The organism is Bradyrhizobium sp. USDA 4503, from assembly GCF_054055815.1.
The window spans coordinates 4,220,241-4,232,204 of the sequence record NZ_JBSRXS010000001.1 but is presented as its reverse complement, the minus strand read 5'-3'; the positions used below and the strand labels follow the sequence as shown (position 1 = coordinate 4,232,204).

12 protein-coding genes are annotated in these 11,964 nt (G+C 65.3%); 8 read left to right on the top strand and 4 right to left on the bottom strand.

Annotation, left to right across the window (positions count from 1 at the left end; translation table 11 throughout):
• Positions 1-75 precede the first annotated feature (75 nt).
• Positions 76-954 (top strand): NmrA family NAD(P)-binding protein, encoded by an 879-nt coding sequence (locus tag ACVMIH_RS20545; RefSeq protein ID WP_076826035.1) that lies wholly within the window; start codon positions 76-78, stop codon positions 952-954.
• A 223-nt stretch (positions 955-1,177) separates the two neighbouring features.
• Here the strand turns inward: ACVMIH_RS20545 and ACVMIH_RS20540 are convergent, their stop codons facing one another.
• From ACVMIH_RS20540 to ACVMIH_RS20530, 3 genes are all read right to left on the bottom strand, one after another.
• Positions 1,178-1,888 (bottom strand): type 1 glutamine amidotransferase, encoded by a 711-nt coding sequence (locus tag ACVMIH_RS20540; RefSeq protein ID WP_456863134.1) that lies wholly within the window; start codon positions 1,886-1,888, stop codon positions 1,178-1,180.
• Between the two features lie 85 nt (positions 1,889-1,973).
• On the bottom strand, positions 1,974-2,912 hold the full coding sequence (locus ACVMIH_RS20535; protein ID WP_456866529.1) for a hypothetical protein: 939 nt from the start codon (positions 2,910-2,912) through the stop codon (positions 1,974-1,976).
• A 193-nt stretch (positions 2,913-3,105) separates the two neighbouring features.
• Positions 3,106-3,594: an Lrp/AsnC family transcriptional regulator gene (locus ACVMIH_RS20530; protein WP_028333294.1), complete on the bottom strand. Its 489-nt coding sequence runs from the start codon at positions 3,592-3,594 to the stop codon at positions 3,106-3,108.
• A 126-nt stretch (positions 3,595-3,720) separates the two neighbouring features.
• Here ACVMIH_RS20530 and ald point away from each other — a divergent pair, with 126 nt between their 5' ends.
• Positions 3,721-4,836 (top strand): alanine dehydrogenase, encoded by a 1,116-nt coding sequence (ald, locus tag ACVMIH_RS20525; RefSeq protein WP_076826146.1) that lies wholly within the window; start codon positions 3,721-3,723, stop codon positions 4,834-4,836.
• Between the two features lie 246 nt (positions 4,837-5,082).
• Here the strand turns inward: ald and ACVMIH_RS20520 are convergent, their stop codons facing one another.
• Positions 5,083-5,871, bottom strand: coding sequence for an IclR family transcriptional regulator (locus tag ACVMIH_RS20520; RefSeq protein WP_076826040.1), 789 nt, complete (start codon positions 5,869-5,871; stop codon positions 5,083-5,085).
• Between the two features lie 145 nt (positions 5,872-6,016).
• Between ACVMIH_RS20520 and leuC the strand changes: the two genes are divergently transcribed.
• From leuC to ACVMIH_RS20490, 6 genes are read left to right on the top strand one after another with little or no spacing between them, the layout of a single operon-like run.
• The gene (leuC, locus tag ACVMIH_RS20515) at positions 6,017-7,420 is read left to right on the top strand and encodes a 3-isopropylmalate dehydratase large subunit (protein WP_076826042.1); all 1,404 of its coding nucleotides are present in this window, start codon (positions 6,017-6,019) and stop codon (positions 7,418-7,420) included.
• 3 nt (positions 7,421-7,423) lie between these two features.
• The gene (gene leuD / locus ACVMIH_RS20510; RefSeq protein ID WP_016847649.1) at positions 7,424-8,074 is read left to right on the top strand and encodes a 3-isopropylmalate dehydratase small subunit; all 651 of its coding nucleotides are present in this window, start codon (positions 7,424-7,426) and stop codon (positions 8,072-8,074) included.
• A complete protein-coding gene (leuB, locus tag ACVMIH_RS20505) occupies positions 8,071-9,204 on the top strand; it encodes a 3-isopropylmalate dehydrogenase (RefSeq protein ID WP_083714925.1) in 1,134 nt (377 codons plus the stop codon). The genes leuD and leuB overlap by 4 nt, the downstream gene beginning before the upstream one ends.
• On the top strand, positions 9,204-10,265 hold the full coding sequence (locus ACVMIH_RS20500; RefSeq protein ID WP_076826044.1) for an ABC transporter substrate-binding protein: 1,062 nt from the start codon (positions 9,204-9,206) through the stop codon (positions 10,263-10,265). The genes leuB and ACVMIH_RS20500 overlap by 1 nt, the downstream gene beginning before the upstream one ends.
• A complete protein-coding gene (locus ACVMIH_RS20495) occupies positions 10,262-11,095 on the top strand; it encodes an ABC transporter ATP-binding protein (RefSeq protein WP_076826046.1) in 834 nt (277 codons plus the stop codon). The genes ACVMIH_RS20500 and ACVMIH_RS20495 overlap by 4 nt, the downstream gene beginning before the upstream one ends.
• Positions 11,092-11,964 (top strand): ABC transporter permease, encoded by an 873-nt coding sequence (locus tag ACVMIH_RS20490; protein WP_076826049.1) that lies wholly within the window; start codon positions 11,092-11,094, stop codon positions 11,962-11,964. The genes ACVMIH_RS20495 and ACVMIH_RS20490 overlap by 4 nt, the downstream gene beginning before the upstream one ends.

The window sequence follows — 11,964 nt, the reverse complement described above, 5'->3', positions numbered from 1 at the left end:
ATTTCCAAAGGAAAATTGGAACAGATAGCTTCTCCGCAACGGCAGACGGTCTGCCCCAAAAGAGGAGTATTCGACATGACCATTCTGGTGACAGGCAGCACGGGCACCATCGGCACCCAGGTTCTCAATCATCTCGCCGGTCAAGGCGTCGAGGTTCGGGCCCTGACACGTTCGCCCGGCAAGGCGCAATTTCCGCAGCACGTGACGGCGGTTCGCGGCGATCTTGCCGACGTGGATTCGGTCCGCGCGGCGCTCATTGGCGTCAGCACGCTTTTCCTGCTGGTTCCGAACGCCGCCGACGAACTGACGCAGGCGATGCTGACGTTGACTGCCGCGCGCGAGGCCGGCGTCAAGGGCATCGTCTATCTCTCGGTGTTCAAGGGCGAGGCCTATGCGGACGTGCCGCATTTCGCCGGCAAGCACACGGTCGAGCGGATGATCGAGGCGCTCGATCTTCCCGCGACTGTCCTGCGTCCGGCCTATTTCATCCAGAACGATCTTCGGCTGAAGGAGCCGCTGCTGAACTTCGGCGCCTACGGCATGCCGATCGGCGCGAAGGGCATCTCGATGGTCGATATCCGCGACATCGGCGAGGCGGCCGCGATCGAGCTGCTGCGCCGCGAGCGCGCGTCCGCCCCGCTCGGCCGCGAGACTTACGCGCTGGTTGGCCCCGACGTCGTGACCGGCGAGGGCGCGGCTGCGATCTGGCGCGATGAGCTTGGCCGCGCGATAAGCTATGGCGGCGACGATCTCGCAGCGATGGAGCAGCGTTTCAAGGCAGCGATGCCGGCATGGCTCGCGCTCGACATGCGCCTCATGTTTGGCCGGTACCAGAGCGACGGCGCGGTCGCGACGGCCGACGAGCTGGCACGCCTGACGAAGCTGCTCGGCCGCGCGCCGCGGGCCTATCGCGATTTCGCCCGCGACGCCGCCGCGCAGTGGCACAAGGGCTAGCTGCGAATGAAGGCTTTACAGCGAAGCAAGCGCTTCCTTCAGCTCTCCCCCGCGTGCGGGGAGAGGTCGCATCGCATCGAAGATGCGATGCGGGTGAGGGGGGAGCCTCCGCGAATTTTTCTGGCTCCGTTGACGTGGTGACAGCCCCTCACCCCAACCCTCTCCCCGTAAGAACGGGGCGAGGGAGCGCAGTTCCGTTGCGGCCGCCAAGCGAACACGATGTCTAGTTGCTACGGCGCACGAGGAAGCGCGTGATCACGCCGCCAAGCGTGGCGTGGTCGAGCGGTTCGGTGAGCGAAGTCTTGGCGGCTTCGATCAGGGCATCCGGCGCGAGGCCGCGGCGCAGGTCGCACAGCGCGTCGGCATAGTCGGCGGTGAATTCCGGATGCGGCTGCACCGACAGCGTCGTGCCGTTGGCGTAGAGCAGGGCGGCGTGCGGCGTGAACCCGGACGAGAGGATGGTGCGCGCTGAGGCGGGCGGGGTGATCACCTGGTCCTGATGCGAGCAGGCGACGGCGATCGTCTCGCCGTCGATCAGTCCGTTGTCCGGCGCGATCCGATAGACATGGCGTCCGATGCCCCAGCCTTTCTCGGATTTGCGCACCGTGCCGCCGAGCGCCTGCGCGATCAGCTGATGGCCGAAGCAGACGCCGACGGTTGGAATGCGCTTGTCATGGGCCGTGCGCACGAAGGCTTCGAGCGGCGCGATCCACGCGACGTCGTCGTAGACGCCGGTGGCCGATCCCGTGATCAGGATCGCATCCAATGCGACCGGATCCGGCAGCGTCTCGCCATTGGCGAGGCTGACGACGTCGCAGGTAACAGAGGAATCGGCGGTGGCTACCATCCGCTGAAACATCTGCGGATAGCTGCCGTGGCGCTCGCGCAATTGCGGACTGACGAGCCCGGTTTCGATGATGGTGATGCGGGGCATGGAACGCGCTGACAGATGAGCGGGGATGCCTCAGCCTTTACTCCGAAAGCACTGGCGGCGACAAGCCGCGCGCGGCGGTCGCCGATCAATTCCGCGACGGTGCCGCCGCGTCGATCGTGGCGGTGTGCTGCCCTGTCGGCGCCGGCGTCGTTGCGACGATCACGGGCTCGGTGCGGTAGCGCGGCAGCTGATCCTCGAGCGAGTAGCCGACGCAGAGCGCGAGGCTCGACCAGACCGCCATGCTGAAATACAGCGACATCCAAGCGATCTCCTCGCGCCACTCGGCGATGTCGTGGGTCACGACCCAGCGCCGGCTGACGTCGCGCAAGCCTTCCAGCGGATGCAGCAGCGTGCCGCCGGCGGCGAGGTTGGCGCGCCAGCGATTCAGATACATCGGGACGTCGACGGTCATCAGGAAGGCGAGGAAGGCGGCGATGCCGAGGATCGCGACGATGAAGGCCCAGCGCACCGGGCCATGAAACTCCGGCAGCAGCCGGCACAGCGCGATCCCGACCAGGAAGAACACCACCGCCCAGATCGAGTTCTCGATCGCGTTGCAGAGATAATGGGTGGTCAGCACCGCATACCAGGAGAAGCATTCCGCGATCACGATCAGCGGCACGATGATCCAGGCGATGTTCACGGTGGTCTCGGCGCCGGTCATGGTGCCGAGCTGATGCAGGATGATCGCCCATTGCGCGGCGAAGCAAACCTCGGCGACGGTGGCGACGGTGCGGCCGACCACGACGCTCGACAGCCAGGTGTCGAACAGGCAGATGCGCTGCACGTCGGCGCGCGGCAGGACCGAGCGGAAGGCACAGCCGAACACATAGGCCGCGCACAGCAGCATCATCAGGCCGATGCCCGAGGTGTTGCTGAAGCTGCCATTGGCTTGTTCATTGAACTGGCGGTAGAGCGCGAACCAGATCGCGATATTGGCGGCGCTGACGAGGCTCAAGAAGCCCCACCACCGGACCAGTGGATTTGACCAAGCCAGCGAAACCGGCCGTGCCCGCCACTCCATGCTCATTCACCGCTCCACGTGTAACCGAATTGATATTGAACTGTAGCAATTCTGTCATAGAAGCCGGCGAATCACGAACTAAAAATTGCGTGTGGGAGCGAGCCGGGCAGATCCGATTATGACAGTGCCCGATTATGACAGTGCCCGATTGTGACAGTGCGCGATTGTGACAGTGCGCGATGGCGCGTGACCGTCAGCCGCGCAGCGCCGTCTCGGGAATGGTGCGGCGAACCACCTCGCGCATCGCGAAGCTGGAATGGATGCGGGCGACTCCCGGCATCCGCGACAGATGCTGCTTGTGGATGCGCTCGAAGTCGGCGATGTCGCGGGCGATCACCTGCAGATGATAATCGTCGCTGCCCGACATCAGATGGCAGGACACGACGTCGGGACAGCGCGCGATCGCAGCTTCGAAGGCTGCGAGATAATCCTCGCTCTGCTTCTCCAGCGTGATGGTGACGACGACGGTCGTCACCAAGCCCAGCGCCGATGGTTCGAGGTCGACGCGATAGCCGCGGATCACGCCGATCTCCTCGAGATGGCGGATGCGTCGCGCGCAGGCGGTCGGCGACAGCCCGACCTTCTCGGCAAGCTCGATTTGGCTGGCGCGGGCATCGCTGACCAGCTCGGCGAGGATTCTGAGGTCGATACGATCGAGACCGTCCACGCAGATTTCCTTCAAGAGCTGAGCTGAATGCGAAGGATATGGGCGTATTTTGCTGTGAGCAAGCCGGAAATCGCCGAGAAACGCCATGTGACGGGGCATAGCCTTGACGACGGCGGAAACGAATCCTTCAAGGAGCGGACCATGCGCATCGGCGTGCCCAAGGAAATCAAGGTCGAGGAATATCGGGTCGGGCTGACGCCTGACTCGGTGCGGGAATATGTGGCGCACGGCCACGAGGTCGTGGTCCAGCGCGGCGCCGGTGACGGCATCGGTGCCGGCGACGACGTCTACACGCAGGCCGGCGCGCGGATCGCCGATACCGCCGAAGAGGTGTTTTCCGTCGCCGAGATGATCGTGAAAGTGAAGGAGCCGCAGCCGTCCGAATGGATCAGGCTGCGCGAGGGACAGATCCTCTTCACCTATCTGCATCTCGCGCCCGATGTGCCGCAGACCGCGGGTCTGATCGCCTCCGGCTGCACGGCGGTGGCCTATGAGACGGTGACCGACGCACATGGCGGACTGCCGCTGCTCGCGCCGATGAGCGAAGTCGCCGGGCGGCTCGCGATCGAGGCCGCGGGCGCCGCGCTGCGCAAATCCGCCGACGGCATGGGCAAGCTGCTCGGTGGCGTGCCCGGCGTTCCGCCGGCGCGGGTTGCGATCATCGGCGGCGGCGTGGTCGGCACCCATGCGGCGCGGATGGCGGCAGGCCTTGGCAGCGAAGTCACCATTCTCGACCGCTCATTACCGCGGCTGCGCGCGCTCGACGACCTCTTCCTCGGCCGCGTCCGCACCCGTTACGCCACGCTGGAAGCGATCGAGCAAGAAGTCTTCGCGGCTGATGTTGTGATCGGCGCGGTGCTGGTGCCGGGCGCCAGCGCGCCAAAGCTGGTGTCGCGCGCGCAGCTTGCAGGCATGAAACACCGCGCGGTGCTGGTCGACGTCGCGATCGACCAGGGCGGCTGCTTCGAGACCTCGAAGCCGACCACGCATCAGGCGCCGACTTACCTCGTTGACGACATCGTGCATTATTGCGTCGCCAACATGCCGGGCGCGGTGCCGGTCACCTCGAGCCACGCGCTCAACCACGCCACGCTGCCGTTCGGCTTGGCGCTGGCCGCGAAGGGACTGCGTGCGCTGGTCGAGGATCCGCATCTGCGCGCCGGCCTCAACGTGCATCGCGGCCGCATCACCAACCGCGCCGTCGCCGAAAGCCAGCATCTGTCGGCCGTGATGCCGGAAGAAGCGCTGGCGTCGTAGGAAATTCGAAAGATCTAACTGCAGCGCGGGTCCCAACCTCCCCTTCAAAAGGGGAGGTCGCTTTGCTCGCCAGAGCAAAGCGGGTGGGAATCAACTCTCTCCACATAGAGCGTCGCCTGCGGCTGCCCCCCATCCCGACCTTCCCCCTTTCAGGGGGAAGGAGAAGACAGATATTTAGTCCGAATGCTTCGCTTCATCCGGGCTGCGGCTCCGTCATCCGCACGACGCGTTATGCGTCCCAAGAGGTCATTTCTCAACGAATCTTGGCCCGGCTTCATCTGTCAATTCCTTCAGCCGGCTCTGCATGACTTCAATGATGTGCGCGCGCTTTGCCGCGATACGTTCGATGGGGCCGCCGATGCCGATAGCCAGCGGAGCGCGTCGCTTTGGCAGGGGAACGAGCATGCCTATTGTGTTTGCGCCTGGCGTCGTGCGGCCGCCTGTCTCGGAAAAGCCGCGGCGGCGAATGCGCTCGACCTCTTCGAGAAAGGCGGATTCGCGAACGCGCGCCGATTGACTCGGCTCCTCGGCGTTGTTGCGCCGGATAATACCGCGAATTTTGGTGTTCGGCATTTGGCTCAGCAGCACATGTCCGAGCGCGGTCCGCACCATCGGTCGTACTTGACCGGCTTGTGCCGTGTACTGAAGCTGAGAGCCGCCGGGGACAACGTGCAGATATTGCATCCCGGCGGCGCCGGCCTGTTGTCCGAGCATGACGGTTTCGCCGCCCGTCGCGGTCCAGAGTTCCTCCATCAGATCGGTGAGCTTGGTATCACGGAACGGGGAACGACGGATCCAGTCACCGAGCAGATTGACCCGGTAACTGGGGATGAAGAGCCGGGTCTTTCGCTCGTATTCCAGGTAGTTCAATTCGACGAGACATCGAAGCAACATTGACGTGCTCGATTGCGGCATCTCCAACGCGGACGATATTTCGGTCACGGAAGCAGCCCGCTTTGTTTTCCGAAAGAACTCCAGAACTGCAAACGTCCGCATGGCCGATTTGACGATGGCCGTCTTATTCGGATTCGGCATGGCTGGCTCCTCGGTGGGTCAAGTACCGCACCTCCATCACATATGTGATGTTAGGGCAAAACTGCTTCACTTGACGACAACTTTGGCCCAGATTGGCGCCAATAAGATCAAGCCGCATGGAAACGCACAGAGCAGGGGAAGGCGGATGCCCGGCCGAAGTTTGCTCGAGAAGATCTGGGACCAGCATGTCATTGCTCGCCTCAGCGAAGACACAGACCTCCTTCATATCGACCGCCATCTGCTGCACGATCTCGGCGGCTCGCGCGGCCTGCTCGATCTCAAGAGCCGGGGCCTCAAGGTCCACAATCCCGAACTGACCTTCGCAACGCCGGATCATGCGCTGTCCACGGCGCCGGGCCGCGCCGGAACCAGCAAGATCGGACTGGAATTGCTGGCTGCGCTGCGGGTCGAGACCTCGGCGAGCGGCATCACGCTGTTCGACGTCGACCAGCCCGGCCAGGGCATCGTCCACGTCATCGGTCCGGAGCTCGGCTTGAGCCTGCCGGGGGCGACCATCGTCTGCGGCGACAGCCACACCTGCACCCATGGCGGCTTGGGGGCGCTCGCCTTCGGCATCGGATCGAGCGAGCTCACCCATGTGCTGGCGACGCAGTCGCTGATCCAGCGCCGCCCGAAGACGATGCGCGCGCGCTTCGAGGGCAAGCTGCCGCTCGGCGTCACCGCCAAGGACATGATCCTGGCGCTGATCGGCCATATCGGCGCCGCCGGCGGCACCGGCTATGCGGTCGAATATGCCGGCAGTGCGATCCGCGCGCTGCCGATCGAGGGCCGGCTCACGATCTGCAACCTCTCGATCGAGCTCGGCGCCAAGATGGGCATGGTCGCGCCGGACGAAAAGACGTTCGAATTCCTCCGCGGCCGTCCCTATGCGCCGCAAGGCGAGATGTGGGATCTCGCGGTGAAAGCGTGGCGCGAACTGCCGAGCGATCCCGACGCGGTGTTCGACCGCGAGGTCGTGATCGATGTCGAGAAGATCATCCCGCAGGTGACCTGGGGCATCAGCCCCGAGCACGTCGTCGGCGTCGATGGCGTGATTCCCGATCCGAAGGCGGTCGACGATCCCTTGCGGCGCGCCGCGATCGAGACGGCGCTGGAGTATATGGGCCTGCAAGGCGGGGCGCCGATCGCGGGCACGCCGGTCGATTGGGTGTTCATCGGCTCCTGCACCAACAGCCGGCTCAGCGATCTGCGCGCCGCGGCCGAGGTTGCGCGCGGTCGCAAGGTCGCGGCCGGGGTCCGCGCCTGGGTTGTGCCGGGTTCGGAGAACGTCAAGCGCGAGGCGGTCGCCGAAGGGCTCGACAAGATCTTCATCGACGCCGGCTTCGAGTGGCGCGAGCCGGGCTGCTCGATGTGCCTTGCCGCCAATGGCGAGGTGGTGGCGCCCGGGCAGCGCTCGGTCTCGACCTCGAACCGCAATTTCGTCGGCCGGCAGGGGCCGCGCGCGCGGACGCATCTGGCTAGCCCCGCGAGCGCCGCAGCATCCGCCATTGCCGGCGCGATCGCCGATGTCAGGATGATGGGACGCTAGAGCATGCCAAAACCCTTCGACAAGCTCACCGCAACCGCCGCGCCGATCATGCGCGGCAATATCGATACCGACGTCATCATCCGCATCGAGCGGCTGGTGGGCAATTCGATTCGCGGCACGCTCGGTAAATGGGCGTTCGGCTCGCTGCGCTATCTGCCCGACGGCTCGGAGAATCCGGAATTCATCCTGAACCGCGAACCGTACCGCGAGGCGGAGATCCTGGTGACCGGGCCGAACTTCGGCTGCGGCTCCTCGCGCGAGGGCGCGGTGTGGTCGCTGCAGGAGCGCGGTATCCGCGCCATCATCGGCTCCGGTTTCGGCGACATCTTCTTCGCCAACTGCTTCCAGAACGGAATCCTGCCCGTCATCGTCGACAAGGCGGTGGTCGATCAGCTTGCTGCCGACATCGAGGCGACGCAGGGCGCGGGCAAGGTCTCGATCGACCTCGAGGCCCAGACCATCGTCTCGCCGTCGGGCGCGCGGCATTCGTTCGAGATCGATCCGCGGCGGCGCGAGGGGCTGCTGAAGGGGCTCGACGAGGTGGCGCTGACGCTGCAGCGCGACGACGAGATCCACGCCTTCCAGGCCTCCGACCGCGCGGCGCGGCCATGGATTCATTCGACAACGACACCCGCTTCAAGGACACCGGCATGAGCACGCAATCCAACATGGTCAAGGTCGCCGTCGTCGGCGGCGAGGGCATCGGCCCCGAGGTCACCGCGCAGTCGCGTCGCGTGCTCGACTGGTTCGCGGCGAAGCGTAACGTGCCGATGACGCTGCGCGAGGCGCAATACGGCCTGATCCCGTATCTGGCGACCGGCAAGGTGCTGCCCGAGGACACCGCCGAGGCGATGGACGAGGCCGATGCGATCCTGTGGGGTGCGACCGGCGGGCCGGAGACCACCGAAGTGCCGGCCGCGGCACGCAAGGCCGGCAGTCTGCTCGGCCTGCGCAGCAAATACGATCTCTATGCCAATCTGCGGCCGATCGTGGCGAGCCCGGCCCTGTCGGCCTCCGCGCCGCTCAAGGCCGAGGTGCTCGACGGCGTCGATTTCGTCATCATCCGCGAATTGACCAGCGGCATCTATTTCGGCGAGCCGCGCGGCATCGAGACGCTGCCCGATGGCCAGCGCCGCGGCTTCAACACCGAGCAATACACCACGAACCAGATCCGCCGCGTGGCGCGCTCGGCCTTCGAACTGGCGCGGACCCGGCGCAACAAGGTCTGCTCGGTCGACAAGGCCAATGTGCTGGAGACCAGTGTGGTCTGGCGCGAGGAGGTGATCAAGCTGCACAAGGAGGAGTTCTCCGATGTCGAGCTGACCCATCTCTATGTCGACAACGCCGCGATGCAGATCGTGCGCGAGCCGCGGCAGTTCGACGTGATGGTGACCGGCAACATCTTCGGCGACATCCTGTCGGACTGCGCGGCGATGGCTTCGGGCTCGCTCGGCATGCTGCCGTCGGCCTCGCTCGGCCCGGTCGATCGCTTCGGCCGGCGCAAGGCGCTCTATGAGCCGGTGCATGGCAGCGCGCCCGACATCGCGGGCAAGGGCATCGCCAATCCGCTCGGTTCGATCCTGAGTGTCGCGATGCTGCTGCGCCTGACGCTGAACCGGCCGGAGGACGCCGACCTGCTCGAGAAGGCGGTGCAGGCCGCGCTGGCCTCCGGCGCCCGCACGGCCGATATCGCCGAGGCCGGGGCGAAAAAGCTGTCGACTGTCCAGATGGGCGATGCGGTGCTCGGCGCACTCGACAGGATCTCGGCGAAGGAGCACGCGTGATGGCGCGCCTCACCATGCCCCACATTTCAAGGCGATCGGCGCTGACGGTCATCGCCGCCGGCGGCGCCGCGCTGGCGACCGGGCGTGCGTGGGGGCAGGCGGCCACGGGTCGCGCGATCTATCCGGTCGCGGTGCCGGTCTATCAGACGCAGTTCGTCGCCGACCGTATAGGCTACTTCAAGGAGGCCGGGCTCGATTGCAAGCTGGTGCAGGGCGGCAGCGGCGTGAAGACCCGCGAGATCATCGCCTCGTCGCAGGGCGATATCGGCATCGGCGACGTCACCCATCCGATGCAGCTGACCAATCACGGCCGCGCCGCGCGCGTGCTGTTGCCGGTCGACACGCGATCGAACTCGGTGATGTTCATTATCCGTAAGGACCTGAAGGACCAGGGCATCAACTCGCTGGAGGCGTTCACGCAATGGAAGCGGCCCGACGGCCGCAAGCCGATCGTCTCGGTCTCCTCGCTCGGCGGCACCAACCATGTCTGGTCGTCCTACTACATGGAAACCATGGGGCTCGACGACAAGGTGACCTGGATCGGCACCGGCAATGTCGACACCATGCTGGGATCGCTGAAGTCGAAGCAGGTCGATATCCTCGTCAGCTCGCTGTCGCTGTTGAACGAGGCGCAGCAGCAGGGCTGGGGCGAATTGCTGTTCGACGGCACCGATGAGGCGATCTGGAACAAGCATATCGGCGGCAAGGTGCCGGTGACGGCACATTTCACGCTGCAGGCCACCATCGACAAGGACCCGGCCAAGATGCAGGCCTATGTCACCGCGCTGTGGCGGGCCTCGCAGTGGATCAAGACCCACAAGCCGACCGAGGTCTATGACGCCATCGAGCCCTATGTCGGCAGCACCTCGCGCGACGCCAATCTGCTCGAGATCACGTCGATCCAGAAGGTCGCGGATTATGAGGGCTCGATCGACGCCGCGAGCTTCGCGCGCGGCGAGAAGGTCTGGTTCCGCGAGATGACCGGCATCAAGCCGCTCAAGATCGCCGACGTGGTCAATTCCAACCTGATCGAAGCGGCGCGAAAGGCCTATCCGGGTTGAGCGCGCTCGAGACAAGCGCAACCGTATCGCCGCGCGCCTCGGCCGATCGCCGCGTCGAGGTCAAGTGCCTGAGCAAATCGTTCCAGCTCGCCAAAACCACGATCGAGGCGGTCCGCGACGTCACCTTCGACGTCCGCCGCGGCGAGTTCGTCGCGCTGCTCGGGCCGTCGGGCTCCGGCAAGAGCACCGTGCTCAACATGATCGCCTCGCTGATCCGCCCGACCGGCGGCGAGATCCTGATCGACGGCAAGCGCGTCGTCGCCGGCAAGGCGACGCCCAACGTCGGCTACGTGTTCCAGCGCGACACGCTGTTTCCGTGGCGGACCGTCGGCGACAATATCGGCTACGGGCTGGAGCTATCAGGCGTGCCGGCTCACGAACGGAAGGAACGCATCGCCGAATGCGTCGCGCAAGCCGGCCTGAAGGGATTCGAGAACGCCTATCCGTCGGCGCTGTCGGGCGGCATGCGCCAGCGCGCGGCGCTGATGCGGACGCTGATCGTCGAGCCGCAGATTCTCCTGATGGACGAGCCGTTCGGCGCGCTCGACACCCACACCAAGATCGACATGCACGAGGTGCTGCTCCGGATCTGGGAGCGCGAGCAGCAGACCGTGCTGTTCGTGACCCACGATCTCGGCGAGGCGTTGACATTGGCCGACCGCATCATCCTGTTCTCGGCGCGGCCGGGCCGGATCAAGGACATGTTCGAGGTCGATTTCGACCGCCCGCGCGATGCGGTGAAGGTGCGCGAAACCCCGCATTATGCCGAGCTGTTCCAGCACATCTGGCATTCGCTGGGCGAGGAATTCGTCAGGGGCCGCAGCACATGAAGAGGTACGGCACGCTCGGCACGGTCGGCTGGCAGGTCCTGATCTGCGCAGTCGTGCTGTCGGTCTGGCAATGGGGCTACGACCTCCGCACCAAACTGCCCTGGCTGGTGCCCGACCTGCTCGATCCCTACTTCATCTCGAAGCCGTCGATGATCTTCGACAACTTCCTGATCCAGAGCTGCCTGACCTCGAAGCTCGGCGCCTTCAACGGCTGGTTCAATGGCGACTTCGGAAAGTGCCTGGCGCGCAACGAGAACAACCTCTGGGCCGCGACCGCCATCACCCTGAAGAACACTTTCTTCGGCTTCGTCACCGGCGTTGTCAGCGGCTTCATCGCGGGGCTCATCCTGGGACGATCCGACCGCCTGAGCGCGATCTTTCAGCCCTTCATCACCGCGGTGAACTCGATCCCGCGGATCGCGCTGGCGCCGATCATCGTGCTGGCATTCGGGATCGGCGACATGTCGAAGATCGTGACGTCCTGGATCGTCGTCGTGTTCCTCGTGTTCTTCAACACCTTCGAGGGCGCGCGCTCGATCGACGAGGGCTTCACCAATGCCGCGCGGCTGCTTGGCGCCAGCGAATGGCAGATCACCCGGACGGTGGTGATCCCCTCGACCATGGCCTGGGTGTTCGCTTCGCTGACGCCTGCGATCTCCTTCGCGCTGATCGGCGTGATCGTCGGCGAGTTCATCGGCGCCGAGCGCGGCATCGGTCGCCTCATCATCGAATCGGAGGCGCGCGGCGAGGCCTCGGGCATGATGGTTGCTGTCGTGGTGCTGATGCTGGTCGGTGTGGTGCTGTCGACGATCATCTGGCGGCTGCAGGCCTATCTGTTGCGCTGGCAGCGGCAACGCAGCGCCGAGTAG